This is a genomic window from Rhodobacter sp. 4.3.4, from assembly GCF_058724655.1.
In genome coordinates this window covers 2,926,346-2,946,875 of sequence record NZ_CM178967.1, presented here as the reverse complement: position 1 = coordinate 2,946,875, position 20,530 = coordinate 2,926,346, and the positions used below count along the sequence as shown (strand labels likewise).

The window sequence follows — 20,530 nt, the reverse complement described above, 5'->3', positions numbered from 1 at the left end:
GCCATCCTCCGGCTGCTCATCAGGCCCCGGCCACCACGCCGGAACGACGCCCCGGTTGCCCGGGGTCGTTTCGCGTCAGGATTTCTTCGGCTTCGCGGGTTTGAACGCGAGATGCGCGCTGGCCGGGATCTCGACCGTCTCGCCGGTGGCCGGGTTGCGGCCCATGCGCGCCTTTTTCTGACGCTGTTCGAAGGAGCCGAAGCCCATCAGGGTCACCTTCGACCCGGCTTCGGTCTGGGCGGTGATTTCCGCGAGCGTGGCGTCGATCATGTCCTTGACGTTGGTCTTGGCAAAGCCGGTCTTGGCAGCGACCTGGTCGATCAGGTCGGATTTCGAGAAAGTCGGTGTCTTGCCCATATGGGTCTCCTGTTCGTTTCGATTGGTCTTCTGGGTTGGTCCGCGAGTGGCGGGGTAGGACCGGCCGGGTGGGCGGCCGGTAAAGGCGTCAGGCCTTGGCGAGGTCGATCGTCACCGAGTTCCACGGTGCATCAGGCGCGTCGCGCATCTGGATGCGGTAGTAGGTTTTCGAGCCAACAACCCTGATCGCCGCGCGGATCGCTTCCATGGCGCGGTTCCAGCGCTCATCTTTGACATCGAGGCTGAGCAGCGTGAACAGAAGCGACCGGTTCACCTGACCTTCCTTGTCGGTGGCGAAGGTCTTGGTGATCAGCGCGCGGACCTCGGGACGGCTATCCTCGGCCCATTCGGTGAGGCACTCATCCAGGATCCCCTTGCCGATCTGCAGCTCGGGTCCGATGTCGAGAAGATCGTTCACGCGGACCTCGATTTTCATCAGCCCGTCGAAGGTCTGATAGGTCCGGTTGCCTTTCGGACCGCCCCTGGTCAGGCCGTATTCCTGCTCAAGGATCGCGTCGAACGCCCCGAGATCCTCATAGGTGTGCTCCTTGAACCGGGTTACCTGCGCCGAAAGCGCAAGCGCGAAACCCATGATCTTGCGCACGGTCTCATCCTCAAGGACATGCTGCGCCTTGATCAGTTCGACCGGCATAAGCGCGCCTTTCGCGTCTTCCATGTACGCCTTGCCGTTGACGTCGATAATGCCCGTGGGCACGGCTGCGGGGGTGAAGTCAGACATTCTTGGGTTCCTTGTCGGTGGTGGTTTTGCGGTTACGTTTCGTGAGGCGCTGAGCGGCTTTGGTGATCGCAGCCGCTGCATCTTCGAGATTGATGTCGTCGATGCCGCGCTCGTCTTGCAGGATCTGAGCAACGAGGATGAGGGTTCCTCCGTCGATCGAGATGGTGAGTTCCTTAGCCATGATCCGGCTCCTGAATGTTGCATGTGGTGAAGGTGATTTTCGGCGCCGGAACCCCCGGATAGGCCGGAGCAAGGCCCTGATCGGCGAGCAGGCAGGCCATCGCCTCGATCTCTTCGAAGCTGACCATCGTGACGCCGCGCGCGCCGTAGAGATCGATCTTTCCGAGCGCCGTCGCGGCCCGGCTCACCATCTCTTCCGGGGTCAGACGGTCAGGCATCTGCGTCTCCTCTCAACGGGTTGATGGAGCAGGCCCGGCAGGCGCCCCAGTGCTTCAGCTTTTCCGGGTTCGAGGTGGACATCGGCGCGGTGGCAAAAGCCCGGCAGTCCTCGGCCGAGATGCCGCGGCGCAGGTGCGGGCACATCATCTGGTCGCGGTAGCGCTGCATCACGGCCTGGCAATGCTTGCGCGTCACCAGATCGAGGCTCTTCGCCGGATAGGTGCCGTTGATCAGCATCGAGACGGAGGGCCGCGCCATGCCCACCTCGCGCGCGATCTGCGCAATCGGCTTGCCCTTGGCCGCTTCTGCCTTCAGCAGCTCGATCCATTCCGGGTTCGGCAGGTCGATCAGCGACACGGGAAATCCTCCCCGGTGTTGAAATCGTGCACGATACCCAGTTTTTCACGATGCAGCGGCGCCCGGGGTCCGGTGTTGCGATCCAGGCGAAACCGCTTCAGCCCATTCGACCCGGGCTTCGTGCCCTTCCGACGCCCAGGCAACTCGGCCACATACCCGGCGGATTTCAAGACGCGAATGTAGCGCCGCGCGCAGCTCATCGCGTCTCGCTCGCCGTCTACGGCATCGCAGACCACATCCGAGATCGTGAAGGTCCCGCGCAGTCGCATCGAGCGCCAGACACGGTCGCAAAACCCGTTCGTTTCGGGGCGCGCCAGCACATTGCCAGAGGCATCGATCGGTCCGCTGGTGATGATCTTGCCATCGGCGATGGCCTGCAACCCGCACAACGTGATCTCGTAGATCCCGGGCCGCTTGCGGGAGATATAGCCGCGATCCACCAGCGACGACGCCGCTTTCGACACCTGCCTCTGGGACATCTCAAGCGCGAGGGCGATCTGGATCGTCGATGCCGTCAGCGGCACCGCGATGTGCTGCAGCACGGCCATCTGCAGTTCTCCGGGGCCGAAACTTGCCATCACGCCGCCACCGTCACGATGATTTCCTTGCCGTTCGTGCGGTCGGTCATGATCGGCTGACCGGCCATGTCGGCCAGCGTCACACCGTCATCGTCGATCTCGGCGCGCAGGCCGAACCGCTCAATATGCGCGATGGCATCGAGAATTTCGCGGTTGAAGCCCTTCGAGGCCCGCCAAACGTACTGGATCAGCTCCTCGGCCACCGGCACCTCGCAGCGCTCGCGAATGATCGCCCGCGCGTCGTCGATCGTGGCGGGGGTGAAGGCGACTTTGTTCGGCGCCCGGCTCTCGATCTGGGGAAAGCGGCGCAGGTTGTCGCGCAAGGTGCCCATGCCAACCAGGATCGTCGGCAGGAACTTCAGATCGGAAATTCCGCGGATCGCCTCCATGATCTCGCCGCGCGACGACACGAGGTCGCATTCGTCGATCACGATGCCGAAGGTCCGGTCGCGCAGCGCAGCCCGATCGGCCCGATCTTGCAGCTCGCTAAGAACCCGCGCGAACCGATCACGCTTGCCGCGGATGCTCTTCGGGTCAACCGACAGTTCCGCCAGAAGCTCCTGGATGAACCAGCCGTAATCCCAGCCCTTCTGCGCCCGCAGATAGACGCTGCCCGTCTGGGTGACCCAGCGATTGAGCGTGGTGGTCTTTCCCAGGCCCGGCTTGCCATCCACGACAACCATGCAGGCCTCTTCGGCACCGCGTTCGTTGAGCTTCTTCAGCGAGGCGTAGAATTCGCGGACGTTGCTCGTCTCGACAAAGACGTTTCTCATGTTATGCTCCCTCATCTTCCCAGTGAAGTTCGTCAGGCAACGGCGCGCAGGAGGTTTCGCAGCGCCTCCAGGTCGATGCCTGACATTCGAAACAGCTCCCGCGCGGTCGAGCTGTTCAGGCAGCCCCGCAAAACGGCGATCTGGTTTGGTTTCAGTTCGGTCGGATGCTCCAGCGCCCAGGCGGCGAGCTCCTCATCAGAGGCGAAGGTCCGTCTCTTCGCGGCAGGTGCCGACGCCCCTTCGATCGGCGCAATGCTGACGGTGCCCGGCGCGGTGATCGTCACCATCTCGGCTGCAGGCGCATCGAACATCCCGGCCGGGATATTCTGCGCCCGCAGATCGACCAGCTGCTGCCCCGCGCGCTCCGCCTCGACGGCCTCGATCTTGCGCTCCAGCCGCCTCAGCTGACCCTTGGCGCGGTTTTCGATAGCCTGCTGCTCATAGCTGACCGGGAAATAGCGCTCGGCGTTCGCCATGAAGCGGGCAACGCAGATCAGTTTGCCGGGCTGCGCGGTTTCCTTGTCGAACTCTCGCACCCAGACCCGATCCGCCTGGTGATAGTCGTAACCGACCATCACCTTCGTCTCGTGATAGGGGGCAAGCGCGTGGTCGAAATACTTGTTGGTGTTCCAGAGCACCTCGCCGCGCCGGGTGGTGCGGATCTCGTAGGGGCGGAACAGATCATCCGCCTCGGCCGGATCGACCGTCACCGGCTCGAAGCCGCGCACCACATGGGCCTCCCAGCATTCGTTGGGCGACATGTGACGCAGCTTGCCCGTCTTCGGATCACGGATCTGCGGCAGGCTGGTATGCTCTTTGGCGTTGTATTCGGCGACCATGTCCTCGCACAGCTTCACGAACTCCGCCCAGGTCGGCAGGTTGCGCGACCGGCCGTATTCGCGGATCTCGCGACGGGTCAGCTTGTGGATCTTGTCACCCGCCTCCTTGTCCATGTCGGTGCCGATGTAGGTCGGCAGGCGCTTGGCAAGCCGGTCCCAGATCGTGTGCTGGATGCGCTCGATGCGCCCCTTGGCCTGCGACCCATAGGGGGCGGCATGGGCCTTCGTGATGCCAAGCCGCCCCATAAGGCCGGACACATCGGCATCCATCGCCTCGTTGCGATAGCCCGGGCCGCGGTCCACATAGAAGATGGCGCAGATCCCGTGCGAGACGCAGGACCGCCGCAGCGCCTCGGCCACAGACTTCTGGTTTTCCGACCTGCCAAGCGAGATGCCGACAACCTTGCGCGTCACGAGATCCATGACGGTGGTGATTTCCGGCCGGATCGCGTTATGGCTGACCGGGTCCTCGATCTCGGCGTCGAAAGTCTTGCCGTCGGCGGTGTAAACCGTGGTCGGCCACATGTCGTCGGTGGTGCGGGTGACATAGGGAAGCCGCGAGCGCAGCGTCAGCATGCCTTCGCGACCGACGTGCTTCTCGATGTTGTTCATCCGCACCCGCAGAATGTATTCGACCTGCGACTGCGTCAGCGTCATCAGCTGCACACCGTCTTTCGCCGCAGCTTCCTTGAGATATTCGCCATAGGCATCGGCGATCGACGGCTTGCTGGGCTTCGCATAGTGCCGCAGGAAGTCAGCGAAAGCGGGCGGGATCGGCATTTCCTCTTTCGTCGCCGCGGGGGCCAGCGCCACGACGCCCTTTTCGTCGCGGGTCTTGAACCAACGCCACAGGGTCCGCTCGGAGGTCGTTGCGATCTCGCCAGCTTTGCCGCGGCGGTCGTTCGCTGCCGCGATCCGCTCCGGGTCGATCATGAACCCGGTTTTCAACACCAGCGGACGCGCCAGGCTGGCGATCTCGCGATCCGTCAGGATTTCCCCGCAATCCCGCCGCGCCTCGATTTCCTGACGCGCAACCATCGCGGCCTGCGCCTCCAGAAACTGTGCCACGCCCCAGGCGCGGCTCATCCCCTGCGAAATCGCATAGCCCTCGATCGCCTTCAGGATCTCGGCACGGGCCTCCATCACCTTGCGGGCGCGGGCGGGCAGCGTGCTGGCCTTCAGGGCTGCGATGCGACGATCATCCGCCGAGTGCTCGGCCTCCAGACGGGCGACAAGACCAGTTGTTTTCAGGCTACCCTCATAGGCCAGCCGCAGCGGCTCCGGCATCAGGCTGATGTGGTATTCCATCCCGCCACCGCCGACCGTTCCGCGGCGCTTTCGGGCCAGATTTTGACCAAGGCCGTTCCAGCCGTTACGCCCGATCAAGACCTGAACGCCACGCTCAGTTTGCGGAAAGCACGTCAGCCCCTTCTTCTTGGCGATCTCCGCCAGCTCGCGCGCCGTGAAGAAGGTCTGGGTTGTGGAAGTCGTTACGAGGTCTTTCAACGGTTCACCCTCCGACGAGCGGCCAGAGCCGACCGACGTGCCTGCATTTCTTCGATGTGCTCTTCGAGCAGCCGCTCTTCGATAAGCGCGGCATACTCATCCTCGATCACCGTCAGACCGAACTCGCCCGGCACGAAACCAAGCAGGTCCCGCGCCCCAGTGACCTTGACGAGTGCGATGAAGGCGTCGAGCGGGATGCGGTGCTCCTCAGATCCCTCGGAGCACCATTTGTTCAGGATCGCCTCCGACACCGGGCGGCCAAGAAACTCGGCCATGTCGCGCGCGATTTGCGCCCTCGACTGACCACTATCGCGTGCATCACGCAGCGCATGGGTGATGATCCGAGCGATCTTGCTGTCGAGCCGCCCGCGTCCGATGACGTCGGCACTGTAACCGATGGCAACCTTCTCCGGCTTCCATTCGAACAGGTCTTTCGTCAGAGGATCGCGGTGACGGGGGGGCATGTCAGATCTTTCCCTGCTGACGCAGCAGGGCGATCACGCGCTCCTCATGGGCCAGAAGCACCCGACCGAGCGTGAAATCATCCAGCGATCCGATCATCCGATCGGCGGCTTGATAGAGCTTCTCGACATCGTTGAGCCGCACCCCGCGCTCGATCAGCACCAGCGCATCGGCCACGCTGGTCGCGACCGGCGGATCGCTCAGCAGCATGTCCATGATCCGCTCTTGTCGGGCCGGGCTTTGCTCAGACAGAGCCTTGATTTCCGACTGGTTCGAGGCGGTCTTGGTGCCCACCAGACGACGGCGGCTGTCGGGCGTCAGACCGGTCCAGATCTTGACGGCGATGTTGATCGAGCGCTTCGACATGCCGATTTTTTCGGCCACTTCCGTCGCAAAACCGAAGATCTGCACCTTCTCATCACCGGTGGGAAAAGTTTTCCCACCGCCATTTGCGAAGTCAGGGTGCATCCGATCCCAGACCATCTTCAACTCGTACAGGTGTTGCGCCCGGTCCAGCGCCGTCAGCTCGTTACGGCCGAGGTTCTCCAGAACCTCATCCATCCGCGCCTCGTCGCTCGACCGCTCGGACAGAACCCGCGCCGGGATCGCCGCGCGCCCCAGCAGCTCGAAGGCGCGCAGCCGGTGCAGACCAGCGATCAGCACATAGGCCGGATCGTCCTCTGTGCTTGCAAAATGCGGCTTCACGGTGATCGGGTGCATCAACCCCTGCGCCTCGATCAGCCCCGCCAGCGCCGCAGCGCCGAGCGGATCGAACGACCGCGCCCGATCCTCAGGAACACGGATCGCATCCAGCGCGATGTCAGTGAAAACTTCGGTCGTCATGCCTGTATCCATCTGAGTTTCTCAGCACACGGCGGCTGCGCGCCGCTTCGTGCGTGCCATGCCTGCAGCCAGTTTCAGCTGCAGGCCGATGTTTTTGGTTTCCGGTGTTGCCGCCGCCACGGGGGCAGTCACGATCCCCACCATCACCGCCCCCGGCCTTTCGGCAGCTGCGGGCGCACCTCTTCGCTCAGCGCGCCGCCAGTCGCGCGGCATCGGTCGCACAGGCGGTTGTGGAACCCCAGCGACAGGAATTCCTTGCCGCAACACATGCAGGCACGGCTTTGCGGCCGTTTCTTTTCGGGGATGGTCTCGAAGTGACCATCAAGCCAAGCCTCGGCCTTCTTCCGGCTGTCAAACTTCGGGGCCTTGCCGCCGACACCGGCGACAGAAAACCCAGCCGAGGTGCTCACGATATGCGGGCGATGCTGGGTCATTGCCGCACCACCATCGCATAGAGGCCCAACCCCCAAAGTGCCGTCCCGATCGGCAGGGCCACGATGACGATCAGCACCGTCAGCAGCTGCAGGAGATCATCCAGACGCTGGCGGCGCGACATCACGGCGCCACCCCGGCGATGCCGCCGAGCCCCCCGGCCAGAAAGCACCCGACCCAGATCGTCAGCAGGATCGACGCCGCGCCGATCACGTCCTCGATCATCTCGATCAGCCCGAAGCGATCCTCACCGCCCATGACCGGCCTCCGTCATCACGGCCACCGGCATCGCCACGCTCACCGGATGCGTCATCAGCGACGCCACCAGGAACGATTGGATCTCGCGCAACGCCTGGGCAAGGCGCGACCGCGTCCACTGGTCGGGCGGCACACCACCCGACAGAACGGCGATCGCCTCGCCAAGATCACCGGCCGCACGCCGAAAACCGGCCGCTGACCCGTCAAGAACGGGCGCGGATTTTGACGAAATCGGGCTCATGCTGCGACTCCCTTGTCAGGATCGAGACCCGCTTTTTTCCTTGCGATCCGGGCTTCATTCTCGGCAGAAAGAAGCGAGGATTTCCGCTGAGGATAACGAGTCGGGAAAAGCTCCGCCGGGGTCACGCCGAGGAAGTCGGCAAGGACCTTCTCGGCAGGGCGGACGGGGCGGCTCCAAACGGACCGCATCTGGCTCGGGCTCAAGTCGTTGAGGATGGCAAGGCCCGTCAGGGTCATGCCTTTCTCCTCAAGGGCGCACTTGATCTGGGCTTTCGTCCAGATTTTGCTCATCTGGGACCTCCTGGGGAACGTCGATGTTGGCGCATCGGCTTTTTTCGGTTTCGTTCGTTGCAATCGTCTGCGGCTCACGCCGCCGACATAAGGAAGGAGTAAGGACAAATCTGTCCCTTGTAAAGGACAGATTTGTCCGGCGTTTCGGATGTTCTTCTTGAACCCACAGTCAGATGACAACACGCCGCCAGAGGCGACCCGCGAAGCTGATCTCGGGGCTCGGCTGGCTGCAGTGTCTGACATTGTCGGAATTGAAGCTCTCGCCGAGAAAACTGGCAAATCTACCAAGCAGTTAAAGAGGTACTTCCACGGTGCAGAGCCACCGTTCAGCGTGCTTCGTGATGTAGTCGCGATATCCGGCGCCAGTTACGAATGGCTCGCGTCAGGAAGGGCTGTGTCGGACGGCGATAGTCGCTATGTAGAAGCATTCTATGAGCGCGAGCTCAAAGCTCTTCGCAGTGTCGATAGGACAAATCTGTCCAGTGCAGCTGCGCTCGACTTGGGCCGCGAGATTGAAACTGTGACAGATCTACTTTCTTCAAATCGAAAACTAATGAAGTTACGCGACGAACAGCCTGTGTCTAAAGGCAACAATGTCGGCGCAGAGCACGTCACCGTCCAGCCGATCACGGATTTCAACCAACCGGATTTCGTCAGATTGCCCGCTTACAACGATGTGCATGCCTCGGCCGGGCCGGGCATGGTGCCCGCCTCAGAACAGGCCGACGGCGTGGTCGCCTTCACCCGCCAATTCCTTGCGAACCAGGGCGCCAGGCCGGATCACTGCTCGGTCATCTGGGCGCGCGGAACCTCGATGAAGCCGACCATCCCGGACGGCGCGCTTCTCGTCGTCGATCACAGCCAGCGCGAGGTAGAGAACGGTTGCATCTACGTCTTCAACGTCTCTGACCGGCTCTTGGTCAAACGCGCCCGCTGGCGCCTCGACGGCCGCCTCGAACTCGTCTCAGACAATGCCGACGAGGGCTATCCGGTCGAGACTTTTGGCGCCGATTCCGTGGACCAGCTGCGCGTCGTCGGCAGGGTTGTGTACTTCGGGAGGACACCGTGAGCGATCAGCCGACCGATTTGGCAGCCATTATTGGCTATTACCCAGACTGGCTGCTTCCGAATGATGATTTTGCCGCAAACATAGGAGATGACGGTGAAGCCTGTAGTTCTTAGCTTCGTCCTTGCAACATGTTCAGCAGCTGCTTTGTCCGGCTGTGCCGGAGGCGCCCAAGAGGCGGCGGCCATGCCGACGCCGATCCTGTGCAAGACCGTGTTCGATCTTTCCCCGGCTTATGTGCGCTATAACGAATACCTCAACGAACTGAAGAAGCGTGGCGAAGATTGCCACCAGTACGCAGGTAGCACGACCAACATCCGGGTTCGGTGAGATCGCGAGCGTCAGGAACTGCTAGATCCGGCTTTTCCTGACGCATTTCGAACAAAACTCAGTTCGGACCTCGTTCGGCGCTTCATTGCCGTCTTTCTTGGTGTATTTTGCAATCTAAACAGATACTTGCAACATTACGTCGCGACGTCATCAGAGGTCCGAACTGATTTCGGACCTAGACCGCTTGTCTCAATCACGCTCGCCGCTTTCTGATAGCCCATGCTGCGTGGCCGATGCGAAGAACTCCCTTATCCTGCAACGTGTTATCTCATGCGCTTTGGTGTCTGCATCCTGCTCGACATTTGACAGGATTTGCGGTGCCAATGTCGATTTTTCCCGCCACTTTCGACATCAACTTGCATTCCGCAGCGCGGCCTCGACGTGCCCTAAAACGTCACAAGCATCAACGTTTTCCGCGTGTTACGGTGTGCCCGACGTTCTTTCCCTGCTACTGCCAAAGGTAGTCCCCCCCTACAGTCTGCTGATGTTCGCGGGCGGTCTGCCGCCGCGCGACACCGATCTGTGGCTGGTCGAAAGCCGCGTCGATCCGCGCCCGGCGGGGCTGCGCCTGCCCGAACCGGGGGTGATCTGTTTCACGCCGGGCACGTTGATCGACACCCCCGCGGGACCGCGCCCGGTCGAGGCCTTGCGGCCCGGCGACCGGGTGCTGACCCGCGATGACGGCGCGCAGGAGCTGCTCTGGATCGGATCGCGGCGGATGAGCGGGGCCCGGCTTTACGCGCTGCCGCATCTGCGCCCGGTGCGACTTGGGGCGGTGCGGCTGCGGGCGGGGGCTTTCGGCCTGCTGCGCCCCGCGGCCGATCTTCTGGTCTCGCCGCAGCATCGGCTGCTGGTGCGCGGTGCCGCGGCGCGGGCGCTGTTCAACGAGCCCGAGGTGCTGGTGCAGGCCTGCGATCTGGTCGATGACGCCGCGGTGCGGGTTGCGACCCGGCTGCCCGAGGTCACCTATCTGCATCTGCTGTTCGCGCGCCATCAGGTGATCCGGGCGAACGGGGTCGAGACCGAAAGCTTCCACCCCGCCGCGACCGAGGTCGAGAGCCTCGCCGAGGATCAACGACAGGCGTTGTTGCGGCTGTGCCCCGGGATCGCGGCCGATCCGATGACCTACGGGCCTTTCGCGCGCCGCGTGCTGAGCGCCTCGGAAGCGGCGATCCTGCGCCACGATCTGGCGGCCTGATCCGCGCGGTCACCGTTCCGTCAGCTTCAGCTCGATGCGGCGGTTCTGCGCCCGGGCCTCGGGGCTTTTGCCCGCCGCCACCGGGCGGAATTCGCCAAAGCCCGCCGCTGCCAGCCGTTTCGGCGCAAAGCCCTGCGCCTCGATCAGATATTTCACCACCGACAGCGCGCGCGCCTGCGACAGCTCCCAGTTGTCCTTGAACGCGCCCTGACCCGAGAGCGGCGTGTCATCGGTGAAGCCGTCCACCTCCAGCAGCCAGTCGATCTCGGGCGGGATCTCGGAGGCCAATTCGCGGAAGGTCTCGGCCACGCGCGAAATCTGCGCCTTTCCCTCGGGCGACAGATCGGCCGAGCCGGGCTGAAACAGCACCTCGGACGAGAAGACGAAGCGGTCACCCACCACCCGCACGCCCGCGCGGCCCTCCAGCAGTTGCGACATCCGGCCAAAGAATTCCGACCGATACCGCGCCAGATCCTTGGCCTCGGCCTCGGCTTTCTTGCGCGCCTCTTCCTCCAGCGCGGCGCGGCGTTTCTGTTCCGCCGCCACCTGCGCCAGCGCCGAATTGAGCTGGCTTCCCAGCGCCTCGACCTGCACTTTGGCGTCGGCATCCCTCGCCTTGGCCTCGTCCAGAACCGCCTGCAGATCCGCCAGCTGCCCGCGCAAAGCCGCCACCTGCTGATTGAGCAGCGCCACCTGTTCCGCCTTGCGATCGCTTTCCGCCCGCGTCTCGGCCAGGGTCTTTTCCGCCACGGCCTGCAGCGCCGCCTGTTTCTCGGCCTCGCTCAGTTGCAGGTCCAGCCGACCCTGCAGCGCCTTTTGTGCCGCCTGCGCCGCGGCGAGCAGCGTCAGCGTTTCCTCGGCCTGTTTGCGCGCCGCATCAAGCTGCAGCCGCGCCGTGGCCAAAGCCGCATCCGAGGTTTTCAGATCGCCCTGAAGGTCCGAAATCACCGCCTGCTGCGCCGTCTTCTCGGCCAGAAGCCCCGCCACCTGCGCCTCAAACGCGGTGATCCGCGCCCCCGCCGCATCAAGCCGCCCGGTCAGCGCCTCGGTTTTCGCCTGTTCCAGCGACAGCGCCTGCGCCAGCCCCGCGACCTGCGCCGACAGCGCGTCCAGCTCGTGATCCTTGGTGGTGATCGTGTCGCGCAGCATCGATTGCACGATCATGAAGATCGACAAAACGAAGATCAGCACCATCAGCAGCGCGCCCATCGCATCGACGAAACCGGGCCAGACATTGGTGGTGGCAAAGCGCTGCCCGCGGCGGCCCGAGAGCGCCATCTCAGCCCTCCCCACCGCGGGCGCGCACCAGCAGCGCCCGCGTCAAGGCCGCGAAATCATTGCGGATATCTGCCATGCTTTCCTGCCGCCCGGCAGAGATTTCCTCCAGCATCCGCGACATCTGCAGATCGATCGAGCGCAGCCGCATCCGCATTTCCGCATCCACATCCATCTCGGCATCGCGGTCCGCCGCCGCCTGCTCTGCCAGCCGGTCCAGCGCCGCGATCAGCCGCTCCTGCCCCTCGGCCATCCGCGCCAAAGCCTCGGCCTGCCCGGCGCGGCTCTCGACCTCGGCCCCCAGTTTCTGCGCCAGATCGCCAAAGCCCTGCGTCAGCTGCGCCAGCCGCGTCTCGGTCTGGCTGCGCGCCTGTTCGGCGCGGATGAACAGCGTCTGCAGCGCGTCCATCTGCTCGGCCATGTGGTCGAGCACCCCCGCCACCGCCGAGGCCTCGCCCGCGCCCTCGGTCTCGGCCGAGGCGAAGCTCAGCCGGGTGATCGAGGAAATCCAGTCCTCCAGCTCGCCGTAAAAGCGGTTCTGCCCATGCGTGGCGAAAAGTTCGAGCAGACCCACGACAAGCGATCCGGCCAGGCCCAGCAGCGAGGAGGAAAAGGCCGTGCCCATGCCGCCCAACTGGCCTTCAAGCCCGGTCATCAGCCGGCCAAAGACCGCAGTGGCGGGCTCGCCCTGTTGCGGCGCCAGCGCGCGGATCGTGTCGACAACGCCCGGAACGGTGGTGGCCAGACCGTAGAACGTGCCCAGAAGGCCAAGGAAAATCAACAGGTTCGAAAGATAGCGGGTGATGTCGCGGGCCTCGTCGATCCGCGCCGCCACCGAATCGAGGATCGAGCGGGCAGCGGTGGTGGCGATGGTGCGGCTTGCCCCGCCGCGGCCGAGAAGGGCGGCCAAGGGCACCAGCATCTGCGGCGGGCGATACATCGGCCGGCCGGGGCGGTCGGCGGCGAAGCTCTCGATCCAGCTGACCGCTTTCACCAGCTGCACCACCTGCCAGAAACAGCCCAGCACGCCCAGCACGAAGACCCCGCCGATCAGCCCGTTGAGCAGCGGATTGGTCTGGAAGATCGGATAGATGCGGGCATAGGCGAAGAACCCGCCCAGGCCGACCAACCCCAGCACCGCCAGCATCGAGACGATCTGTCGGACGGGTTGCGAAAACTGCGGGGGTTGGACCCGGACCGGTGCGCGCATGCTCTGCCTCTTGTGCTCGTTGCGGGAAGGATATGCCGCGCGGCCCCCCCTGCCAAGCCTCAAGCCAGAAGCTCACGCACCCTTGCGGCCAGCGCCTCGAGATCGGGATCGGCAAGGCCGAGGCTGGCCAGATGCGCGGCGGTGTTGAACAGGTAGTCCCGGTTCGGCCCCCGGGTGCCGACGGCATGGGCGATGGTTTGCGCCTGGGTCTCGAAATCGAGCGCGCAATACTGCGGCCCGGCGCGGTCGATGACATAGGTGATCGCCGTCACCTGCCGCCCGTCCGAAAGCGTCACCGGCAGCGCGCGTTCCAGATAGGCGTCGGTGACCAGCTCGCGGGCGCGGATCTCGGCCAGGATGCGGGCGGCCTCGGCCGCGGGGGCGCGCAGCGCCAGGCCGCGGCACTGCGCGCCCTCGGCGGCATCGAGCGCCAGCACCAGACCCGGCGCCGCGGGTGTGCCGCGGAAATGGATCGAATGCATGCAAAAGCTGCGATGCCAGCCGTCAAGCCGCGCCGGGCAGGCTTCGGCCGGGGTGAAGCCGGGGTCCCAGATCAGCGATCCGTAGCCGAATATCCAAAGCGCTTCGGGCATGTCTGGCCCTCCCTCGGTCCGGGGGATAAAAGGAAGGCCGGGGTTTGGAAAGAGGGTGCGATGCGGGTCTGGGTCTGGGGCGTGGTTCTGGCGGGCGGGCTGGTGCTGGCGGATTGGGGCGCGGGGCAGGGGCTGGCGGCCTGGCTGCGCGGGGCGCTGGACGGGTCCGGGGCGGCCGGAGCGGCGCAGGTCACGGCGACCGGCTTTCCAACCCGGATCGGCGTGCAGCTGCAGGCGCCGCATCTGACCGAGGCGGGCCGGACGGTTCTGGCGCTGGAGCGGGCCGGGATCACCGCGCCGGTCTGGAACCCGCTCTCCTGGCGGCTTGATTTGCCCCTGCCGCAACGGATCACCCTGCAGGGCCTGCCCTTTGAGGCGACGGGAACGCGGGCGGCGCTGCAGCTTGATCTGGCCCCCGGCCTTGATCTGCCGCTGGCCGGGATCGCGCTTGACATCGACCGCCCGGCGCTGCGGCTTGCGGCGGCAAAGGCCCCCTCGCTGGCCGCCGAAAGCGTCGATCTGGCGCTGCGACCGACCGGGGAGCCGCGCAGTTACAGTCTGGCGGGCGAGATCGTCGGGGCCGCCCTGCCGCCCGGTCTTGCCGCGCACCTCAGCCGTCAGGCCGGGCTGGCCCGGCCGGTGCCGGATCGGCTTGAGCAGCTGTCGCTTGATGCGGGGGTGGTGCTGGCGCAGCCTCTGGCGCTGCTGTCCCCGGCGCCCGCCGTGCTGACCGCCCTCGATCTGCGCCGGGCCGAGCTGGTCTGGGGCGGGCATCGGATCAGCGTTTCCGGCCCTCTGACCCTCCGTCCCGACGGCACGCCCGAGGGCACGCTGATGATCGCGCTCAGCGATTTTCCGGTCTGGCTCGATCTGGGCCTTGCCGCGGGGTTGGTGCCGCCCGAGCGCAAGCCGATGCTGGCGGCGATGGGCGATTATCTGGCGCGGCAAAGCCCGGACGGCTCGGTGCTTCTGCCGCTGTCCTTTGCGAACGGCCGGATGAGCCTTGCGGCAATCCCGCTGGGTCCGGCGCCGCGGCTGGTTCAGCGGCAGTAGGTGCCCGAGCGGTAGTGGATCGTGTCCACATGGATGTGGTTGAGGTGGAAGCGGTCGGCTTTCGGCCCCAGCACCGTGCCGAAGACCCCGCAGGCCGAGGCATGGATCGCTTTGAAGATCCGCGGCTGGCTTTTCCAGCCCCGCTCGACATCCAGGCTCTGGCCGTTCTTCAGCACCAGCCCCATCAGGTCGATCGCCTTGCCGCGGCCATGTTCCGACATTTTCGCGCCGCGCTGGTTGTTGCGCGGACGGCAGACATAGCCGGGGCCGACATCCAGTTTCGCGACGCCGCCGCCCTTGCGGCCCACCGCCGGAACGATGCCGCGGTCGACCCAGCGCTTGAAGGCGGTGGCGGTGGTGCAATCGACGGTCATCGGCTGCGTCAGCCGGATCCCCGAGACGGCGGTGATCTGCACCGGCGCGGCGATGCCGCAGCCCGAGCCGCGCCCGCCATTGCCGATCGGCGCCACCTCCTGTCCGATCAGCCCGGGCACGCCGCAGACCGAGCCGCGCAGGCCGGGCGCGGCGACTGCGGGGGCCGGGGCCTCGGGGGGGGGCGCGTTGCGCTTGCGCGGCCCGCCGAAGAGCCGCGACAGCACACCGCCCGGCGGCGGCTTCTGCGCCGCGGGCTGGGCCGGGGGGGCGATCGCGGCGGTTTCCTGCGGCGCGGCGGCGGAGGGCAGCGAGGCGGGGGGCAGGGAGGCAAGGGAGGCGGGGCGCGGTTTCGGGCGATACCCCGCCAGCCGCGGATCGGCTTTCGGTGCCGGAGCGGCGTCGGTTTCTGCGGGCGGGTCCGTCACCAGCCCCGCGGGGCGCGGTTTCGGATGCGCCCCGGCAAGGCGCGGATCGGCCGGGGGCAGCAGGCTCTCTGCCGGGGCGGTGGTGGTGATCGCGGCGGGCCGTGGCAGCGGGCGACGGCCCGAAACCGCAGGATCGGCGGCACCCTCCGCCGCGGCGGGGCGCGGCTTGCCGATCGGCGATTGCCCGGCGCTTGCGGGCAGCGCCACCCCGCCCGGGGTGGCTTTTGGCGCCGCAGACAGGGGCGCGATGGCGGACGGACGGGGGGGCGGCAGCGGCGAGGTTTTCAGGCTTTCGGCAGCGACAGGAGCAAACGCCAGCGCCGCGATCAGCGCCAGCGCAAGGCTGCGAAGGCCGGACATCAGCGCGTCTCCGCCTTCGGCGGCGGCACGCGGCCGAAATCGGGGGCGGCGGTGTCCTGACCGGCCTCGATGATGCCGCGGCGGATCGCACGGGTCTCGGTGAAATAGTCGAACAGCATCTGCCCGTCGCCCATGCGGATGGCGCGTTGCAGCATGAACAGTTCCTCGGTGAAGCGGCCCAGAATGTCGAGCGTCGCGTCCTTGTTGGTCAGGAACACGTCGCGCCACATCGTCGGGTCCGAGGCCGCGATCCGGGTGAAATCGCGAAAGCCCGAGGCGGAATATTTGATCACCTCTTCCTGCGTCACCCGGCGCAGGTGGTCGGCCACGCCCACCATCGTATAGGCGATGAGATGCGGCGTATGCGAGACGAGCGCCAGCACCAGATCGTGCCGGGCCACCTCCATCTCGTCGACATTGGCGCCCAGCGCGGTCAGAAACGCTTTCAGTCGCGCCACCGCCGCCGGGTCGTTGCCCTCAAGCGGCGTCAGCAGCCACCAGCGGTTGACGAAAAGCGTCGCAAAGCCCGAGCGCGGCCCGGAATGTTCGGTCCCGGCCAGCGGGTGGCCGGGGATGAACTGCACATGGCCGGGCATATGCGGCGCCACGGCCTCGATCACCGCATGTTTCACCGATCCGACATCGGTGACGGTGGCGCCCGCCGCCAGATGCGGCGCGATTTCCGCGGCAATCGCCGCCATCGCCCCCACCGGCACGCACAGCACCACCAGATCGGCGCCTTCGACCGCTTCGGCGGCGGTGTCGAAAACCCGGTCGCACAGACCGATTTCCAGCGCCGTCGCCCGGGTCTCGGCGGATTTCGCATGGCCGATGATCTCGCTCGCCAGACCCTTTTCGCGCATCGCATGCGCCATCGAGGAGGCAATCAGCCCCAGCCCGATCAGGGCGACGCGCTTGTAGTGTGTCATGCCGAGGCGCCCGCCTTGAACAGCCCGATCATATGCGCCACGCGCCGGCACGAGGGCTCGTCGCCCACGGTGATGCGCAGGCAGTGCGGCAGCCCGTAGCTGGCGACGCGCCGCACGATCAGCCCGTCCTTTTTCAGGAACTCGTCGCAGGCCTCCGCTTCGGCTTCCGAGCCGAACCGCGCCAGCACGAAATTCGCCATCGAGGTGTCATTGGGCACGCCACGCTCGGCCAGGGCCTCGGACAGCCAGTGCCGCAGCCGGGCGTTTTCCGACCGCGATTGCGCCACCCAGTCCTGATCGCGCACCGCGGCCTCGGCGGTTTCCAGCTGCGAGGTCGAGAGGTTGAACGGATCGCGGATGCGGTTGAGCACGTCGATGATGTCCTTGGGGCCATAGCCCCAGCCGATGCGCAGCCCGCCAAGACCGTAGATCTTGGAAAAAGTGCGCGTCATCATCACGTTGGGCAGCCGCGAGGCAAGCTCGGCGCCGCCGTCATAGCCTTCGACATATTCCGCATAGGCGCTGTCGATCACCAGCATCGCCTGTTTCGGGATGCCCATGGCGAGCCGTTCCAGTTCCGCCAGACCGACCATCGTGCCGGTCGGGTTGTTCGGATTGGCGATGAAAACGAGCTTCGTCTTTTTCCCGCAGGCCTTCAGGATCGCGTCCACATCCAGCGTGCGTTCGCGTTCGGGCACCGAAACCGGCGTCGCCCCCGCGCCCAGCGCGGCGATGCGATACATCAGGAAGCCGTGTTCGCTGTGCACCACCTCGTCCTTCGGCCCGGCATAGGCGTTGACGATCATGCGGATGATTTCATCCGAGCCGACGCCGCAGATGATCCGCGCGGGGTCAAGCCCGTGCACGTCGCCAATCGCCTGACGCAGCGCGGCATGGTCGGTGGAAGGGTAGCGGTGCAGCTTGTGCACCGTGCGCGAGAACGCCTCCTTGGCGCGGTCCGAGGCACCATGCGGGTTCTCGTTCGAGCTGAGCTTGATCGCATCGCTGATGCCGGCCACATGCGAAGCGCCGCCCTCGTAAAGGGCGATGTCGAGGATGCCGGGCTGGGGGCGGATCGGGTCTGTCATGATGAGGTCCTTGTCCTGGATGCCTCAATAGCCGGGGCAAGGCCGCATGGGAAGCGCTGTTTCAACCGCAAGGACGCTCGAAAGCGGCAGTGATGCTGCCAGACCTCAGGTCCCCGATCAAATTTTAGCAAATTTTTAGACTATCAGCCCCATATTGCCGTCTCATTCGCCGACCCGTGCCACAATTCGGGCCAAAAGGATGCCAGTCGGTAAACATTGGAAGGTCCAGATGAAACACCCCTCTCTCCCTGCCCTGTTGCTTGCTGCCCTGTGCCTGCCGGGCGTGCCGTTCGGAACCGCCGCGCTTGCCGGCGATCTTGGCGCCGCCTTTCATGCCCTGCCGGTCGATACCCGCGTTGCGGTGCAGGCCGAACTTGCCGCGGTCGATCTCTATCTTGCCGATCCCGATGGCGACTGGAGTGCCGCGACCGAACGCGCCGTGCTGCGCTCGGTCGATACGATTGCGCTGAATTCCGGCTCGCGCATCCGGCCGAAACTGAGCAGCACCCCGGCGATGAAAAGCTATCTCGAGGCGCTGGCCGAGGGATCTTACAGCGCCTATCTGCGCCGCGGCGATTTTTCGGGCGGTGGTGCGCTTTGGCGCCGGATCGAGCTGGGCGGCTGACCCCGACGCCCGCAACGCAAAAGGCCGCCCCAAAAGGGCGGCCTTTCGTTTGGAGCGCAAAGAACCGGATCAGTTCTTCGCGTAGAATTCGACGACCAGGTTCGGTTCCATTTGCACCGGATAGGGCACGTCGCTGAGGCCCGGGGTGCGCACGAAGGTCGCGGTCATTTTCGAATGGTCGACTTCGAGGTAATCCGGCACGTCGCGCTCGCCCGACTGGACGGCTTCGAGGACGATGGCGAGTTGCTTCGAACGGTCACGGACGGCGATCACATCGCCTTCCTTGACGCGGTACGACGCGATGTTGACGCGGGCGCCGTTCACGGTGACGTGGCCGTGGTTCACGAATTGACGCGCGGCGAAGATCGTCGGCACGAATTTGGCGCGGTAGACGATGGCGTCCAGACGGCGCTCGAGCAGGCCGATCAGGTTTTCACCGGTGTCGCCCTTGACCCGTTCGGCTTCGCCGTAGATCTTGCGGAATTGCTTTTCGGTCAGATCGCCGTAGTAGCCCTTGAGCTTCTGCTTGGCGCGCAGCTGGGTGCCGAAGTCCGACAGCTTGTTCTTGCGGCGCTGGCCGTGCTGGCCCGGACCGTAGTCACGCTTGTTCAGCGGCGACTTGGCGCGGCCCCAGATGTTTTCGCCCATGCGGCGGTCGATTTTGTACTTGGCAGCGGTCCGTTTGGTCATCGCTGATCTCCTTCCTGATTGTGAAGGGCGTTGTCCTTTCCCGCGGCTTTGGGCCTTGGGCGACAGGCTTCCCCTTGCGGGGTCCACCAACACCAATGAAAGCCCCGGCAAGCGTCGCCGCTGCCGGGATGGGGGGGCTTATACAGAGGCCGCGGGCAGAGTCAACGGCCAAAGGCGGGCGGGCGCCGTTCAGGGGGCCGCAAGGGTGACGACGGCCTGTTTGCGGCTGATTTCGGTGCCGTCGCGGCTTTGGGTGACCGTCGCCTCGTAGCGGCCCGGGGCGAAGCCCCCGGACGGGGCGCGCTTGCCCGCATAACGCAGGAACAGCGCCTGCGGTTTGTCGAGCACCACATCCTGCGCAAAGGCAAAGCCGCCGGGGCCGGTGATCGTCACCTTGATCCCGTCGCCCTTGCGGCTGTCGTAGCCGTAAGCCCAGAGCACAAGCGCCGGGGCATTGGTCGGAAGCGTATCCTGTGCGGGCAGGCCCGCTTTGACCGCCTCGAAATCGGGCGGGGCATCGCTCAGCGCCGCTTGCAACAGGCCGCCGCCGACATAGGCGGGCGGGTCCTGCCAGAGCGTGCGGGCGGGCGCGGGCGTGCAGGCGGCGGCGGGATCGGGCTGGAACGGATCGATATCGACGCCGTCATGGCGCAGGGCCAGATGCAGATGCGGGAACTCCGCCTTGCCCGACAGGCCGACCTGGCCAAGCTTTGTGCCCGCACCAACCTTGGTGCCGGGTTTTACCGCGACCGAGCCATTCTTCAGGTGGCAATATTGCGTCTGCCAGCCGCCGCCATGGTCGATCACGACGCCATTGCCGCATTCTTTCCCGTCGACATCGGCCCCGGCAGCAAAGGCGCCATCGGCCTCGCCATCGCGGACCGCCCGGACACGGCCCGGCGCCGCCGCCAGAACATCGACGCCCGCCGCCATCGCGGCCAGCGTCGGCAGGGCGAAATCGGTGCCGTCGTGGCCCTGATAGCTCGCGGTTCCGCAGCCGAAATCGCGCACCTCCGGCCCCGCGGCGTGGTCGAGATAATGCTGGATGTAGCAGCTCTCGCCCAGGGTGCAGGCGATCGGCAGTTTCAGCAGGATATCCTGCGCCCGGACGGCGCCGGGCAGGGCGGCAATACCGAGCGCCAGCGCCAACAGGACAGCACGGAGGTCGCTCCGCCGGGGGCGAAACAGAGGCATCGACACATCCCCCAAAAGATCAGGCGCCCCCGAGGGAGCGCCTGA

Annotated in this window: 29 protein-coding genes and 1 other RNA gene; 5 read left to right on the top strand and 25 right to left on the bottom strand. The window is 65.5% G+C overall.

Annotated features, from left to right (window positions below):
* Window positions 1-6: 6 nt before the first annotated feature.
* The 17 genes from AC4PTB_RS14550 to AC4PTB_RS14470 form a co-directional block, all read right to left on the bottom strand.
* Window positions 7-76, bottom strand: an RNA gene (locus tag AC4PTB_RS14550) — hammerhead ribozyme type II.
* Complete coding sequence (locus AC4PTB_RS14545) at window positions 76-357, bottom strand: HU family DNA-binding protein (RefSeq protein ID WP_492190592.1); 282 nt, start codon at window positions 355-357, stop codon at window positions 76-78. The genes AC4PTB_RS14550 and AC4PTB_RS14545 overlap by 1 nt, the downstream gene beginning before the upstream one ends.
* 88 nt (window positions 358-445) lie before the next feature.
* Entirely contained in the window at window positions 446-1,096 is a 651-nt protein-coding gene (locus AC4PTB_RS14540) for a DUF3164 family protein (protein WP_492190591.1), read from the bottom strand.
* Window positions 1,089-1,277 carry a hypothetical protein gene (locus AC4PTB_RS14535; protein WP_492190590.1) on the bottom strand — a complete coding sequence of 63 codons (189 nt, stop codon included), beginning with the start codon at window positions 1,275-1,277 and terminating at the stop codon, window positions 1,089-1,091. Before AC4PTB_RS14535 ends, AC4PTB_RS14540 begins: the two co-directional genes overlap by 8 nt.
* Window positions 1,270-1,494: a hypothetical protein gene (locus AC4PTB_RS14530; RefSeq protein ID WP_492190589.1), complete on the bottom strand. Its 225-nt coding sequence runs from the start codon at window positions 1,492-1,494 to the stop codon at window positions 1,270-1,272. The genes AC4PTB_RS14535 and AC4PTB_RS14530 overlap by 8 nt, the downstream gene beginning before the upstream one ends.
* Window positions 1,487-1,852, bottom strand: coding sequence for a hypothetical protein (locus AC4PTB_RS14525; RefSeq protein WP_492190588.1), 366 nt, complete (start codon window positions 1,850-1,852; stop codon window positions 1,487-1,489). Before AC4PTB_RS14525 ends, AC4PTB_RS14530 begins: the two co-directional genes overlap by 8 nt.
* Window positions 1,843-2,400: a hypothetical protein gene (locus AC4PTB_RS14520; protein ID WP_492190587.1), complete on the bottom strand. Its 558-nt coding sequence runs from the start codon at window positions 2,398-2,400 to the stop codon at window positions 1,843-1,845. Before AC4PTB_RS14520 ends, AC4PTB_RS14525 begins: the two co-directional genes overlap by 10 nt.
* A 29-nt stretch (window positions 2,401-2,429) precedes the next feature.
* Window positions 2,430-3,203, bottom strand: a complete 774-nt coding sequence (locus AC4PTB_RS14515) for an AAA family ATPase (protein ID WP_013066743.1) — start codon at window positions 3,201-3,203, stop codon at window positions 2,430-2,432.
* A 32-nt stretch (window positions 3,204-3,235) separates the two neighbouring features.
* Window positions 3,236-5,548 carry a Mu transposase C-terminal domain-containing protein gene (locus AC4PTB_RS14510; RefSeq protein WP_492190586.1) on the bottom strand — a complete coding sequence of 771 codons (2,313 nt, stop codon included), beginning with the start codon at window positions 5,546-5,548 and terminating at the stop codon, window positions 3,236-3,238.
* Window positions 5,545-6,012 carry a hypothetical protein gene (locus tag AC4PTB_RS14505; RefSeq protein ID WP_492190585.1) on the bottom strand — a complete coding sequence of 156 codons (468 nt, stop codon included), beginning with the start codon at window positions 6,010-6,012 and terminating at the stop codon, window positions 5,545-5,547. Before AC4PTB_RS14505 ends, AC4PTB_RS14510 begins: the two co-directional genes overlap by 4 nt.
* Window position 6,013: 1 nt before the next feature.
* Complete coding sequence (locus AC4PTB_RS14500; protein ID WP_492190584.1) at window positions 6,014-6,853, bottom strand: ParB/RepB/Spo0J family partition protein; 840 nt, start codon at window positions 6,851-6,853, stop codon at window positions 6,014-6,016.
* A gap of 21 nt (window positions 6,854-6,874) precedes the next feature.
* Window positions 6,875-6,997, bottom strand: a complete 123-nt coding sequence (locus AC4PTB_RS14495; RefSeq protein WP_492190583.1) for a hypothetical protein — start codon at window positions 6,995-6,997, stop codon at window positions 6,875-6,877.
* Window positions 6,997-7,287 carry a hypothetical protein gene (locus AC4PTB_RS14490; protein WP_492190582.1) on the bottom strand — a complete coding sequence of 97 codons (291 nt, stop codon included), beginning with the start codon at window positions 7,285-7,287 and terminating at the stop codon, window positions 6,997-6,999. The genes AC4PTB_RS14495 and AC4PTB_RS14490 overlap by 1 nt, the downstream gene beginning before the upstream one ends.
* Entirely contained in the window at window positions 7,284-7,409 is a 126-nt protein-coding gene (locus AC4PTB_RS14485) for a hypothetical protein (RefSeq protein WP_492190581.1), read from the bottom strand. Before AC4PTB_RS14485 ends, AC4PTB_RS14490 begins: the two co-directional genes overlap by 4 nt.
* On the bottom strand, window positions 7,409-7,543 hold the full coding sequence (locus tag AC4PTB_RS14480) for a hypothetical protein (protein ID WP_492190580.1): 135 nt from the start codon (window positions 7,541-7,543) through the stop codon (window positions 7,409-7,411). The genes AC4PTB_RS14485 and AC4PTB_RS14480 overlap by 1 nt, the downstream gene beginning before the upstream one ends.
* Entirely contained in the window at window positions 7,533-7,784 is a 252-nt protein-coding gene (locus AC4PTB_RS14475; protein WP_492190579.1) for a hypothetical protein, read from the bottom strand. Before AC4PTB_RS14475 ends, AC4PTB_RS14480 begins: the two co-directional genes overlap by 11 nt.
* Complete coding sequence (locus AC4PTB_RS14470; protein WP_492190578.1) at window positions 7,781-8,074, bottom strand: helix-turn-helix domain-containing protein; 294 nt, start codon at window positions 8,072-8,074, stop codon at window positions 7,781-7,783. The genes AC4PTB_RS14475 and AC4PTB_RS14470 overlap by 4 nt, the downstream gene beginning before the upstream one ends.
* Before the next feature lie 148 nt (window positions 8,075-8,222).
* Here AC4PTB_RS14470 and AC4PTB_RS14465 point away from each other — a divergent pair, with 148 nt between their 5' ends.
* The 3 genes from AC4PTB_RS14465 (at window position 8,223) to AC4PTB_RS14455 (ending at window position 10,668) form a co-directional block, all read left to right on the top strand.
* Window positions 8,223-9,143, top strand: a complete 921-nt coding sequence (locus AC4PTB_RS14465) for a S24 family peptidase (RefSeq protein ID WP_492190577.1) — start codon at window positions 8,223-8,225, stop codon at window positions 9,141-9,143.
* A gap of 87 nt (window positions 9,144-9,230) precedes the next feature.
* Entirely contained in the window at window positions 9,231-9,470 is a 240-nt protein-coding gene (locus AC4PTB_RS14460) for a hypothetical protein (RefSeq protein WP_492190576.1), read from the top strand.
* A 484-nt stretch (window positions 9,471-9,954) separates the two neighbouring features.
* On the top strand, window positions 9,955-10,668 hold the full coding sequence (locus AC4PTB_RS14455; protein WP_492190575.1) for a Hint domain-containing protein: 714 nt from the start codon (window positions 9,955-9,957) through the stop codon (window positions 10,666-10,668).
* 9 nt (window positions 10,669-10,677) lie between these two features.
* Here AC4PTB_RS14455 and AC4PTB_RS14450 read toward each other — a convergent pair whose 3' ends face one another.
* Genes AC4PTB_RS14450 through AC4PTB_RS14440 form a run of 3 tightly spaced genes read right to left on the bottom strand, consistent with a single transcriptional unit; the run spans window position 10,678 to window position 13,746 of the window.
* Complete coding sequence (locus AC4PTB_RS14450) at window positions 10,678-11,946, bottom strand: peptidoglycan -binding protein (protein WP_492190574.1); 1,269 nt, start codon at window positions 11,944-11,946, stop codon at window positions 10,678-10,680.
* A 1-nt stretch (window position 11,947) separates the two neighbouring features.
* The gene (locus AC4PTB_RS14445) at window positions 11,948-13,153 is read right to left on the bottom strand and encodes a biopolymer transporter ExbB (protein ID WP_492190573.1); all 1,206 of its coding nucleotides are present in this window, start codon (window positions 13,151-13,153) and stop codon (window positions 11,948-11,950) included.
* A 59-nt stretch (window positions 13,154-13,212) separates the two neighbouring features.
* Window positions 13,213-13,746, bottom strand: a complete 534-nt coding sequence (locus tag AC4PTB_RS14440; protein WP_492190572.1) for a gamma-glutamylcyclotransferase — start codon at window positions 13,744-13,746, stop codon at window positions 13,213-13,215.
* A gap of 60 nt (window positions 13,747-13,806) precedes the next feature.
* Between AC4PTB_RS14440 and AC4PTB_RS14435 the strand changes: the two genes are divergently transcribed.
* Window positions 13,807-14,799, top strand: a complete 993-nt coding sequence (locus AC4PTB_RS14435; RefSeq protein ID WP_492190571.1) for a DUF2125 domain-containing protein — start codon at window positions 13,807-13,809, stop codon at window positions 14,797-14,799.
* Here the strand turns inward: AC4PTB_RS14435 and AC4PTB_RS14430 are convergent.
* Genes AC4PTB_RS14430 through hisC form a run of 3 tightly spaced genes read right to left on the bottom strand, consistent with a single transcriptional unit; the run spans window position 14,787 to window position 17,976 of the window.
* Entirely contained in the window at window positions 14,787-15,959 is a 1,173-nt protein-coding gene (locus AC4PTB_RS14430) for an extensin-like domain-containing protein (protein ID WP_492190570.1), read from the bottom strand. The two genes, AC4PTB_RS14435 and AC4PTB_RS14430, sit on opposite strands and share 13 nt — an antisense overlap.
* Window positions 15,959-16,888, bottom strand: coding sequence for a prephenate/arogenate dehydrogenase family protein (locus AC4PTB_RS14425; protein WP_492190569.1), 930 nt, complete (start codon window positions 16,886-16,888; stop codon window positions 15,959-15,961). Before AC4PTB_RS14425 ends, AC4PTB_RS14430 begins: the two co-directional genes overlap by 1 nt.
* Window positions 16,885-17,976: a histidinol-phosphate transaminase gene (hisC, locus tag AC4PTB_RS14420; protein WP_492190568.1), complete on the bottom strand. Its 1,092-nt coding sequence runs from the start codon at window positions 17,974-17,976 to the stop codon at window positions 16,885-16,887. Before hisC ends, AC4PTB_RS14425 begins: the two co-directional genes overlap by 4 nt.
* 256 nt (window positions 17,977-18,232) lie before the next feature.
* On the opposite strand from hisC, the gene AC4PTB_RS14415 reads away from it, so the two are divergent.
* The gene (locus tag AC4PTB_RS14415; protein ID WP_492190567.1) at window positions 18,233-18,601 is read left to right on the top strand and encodes a hypothetical protein; all 369 of its coding nucleotides are present in this window, start codon (window positions 18,233-18,235) and stop codon (window positions 18,599-18,601) included.
* Between the two features lie 69 nt (window positions 18,602-18,670).
* On the opposite strand, the gene rpsD is transcribed toward AC4PTB_RS14415, so the two are convergent.
* Together rpsD and AC4PTB_RS14405 are read right to left on the bottom strand one after the other, a co-directional pair.
* On the bottom strand, window positions 18,671-19,291 hold the full coding sequence (rpsD, locus tag AC4PTB_RS14410) for a 30S ribosomal protein S4 (RefSeq protein ID WP_492190566.1): 621 nt from the start codon (window positions 19,289-19,291) through the stop codon (window positions 18,671-18,673).
* 189 nt (window positions 19,292-19,480) lie between these two features.
* Entirely contained in the window at window positions 19,481-20,440 is a 960-nt protein-coding gene (locus AC4PTB_RS14405; RefSeq protein ID WP_492190565.1) for a M23 family metallopeptidase, read from the bottom strand.
* Window positions 20,441-20,530 lie beyond the last annotated feature (90 nt).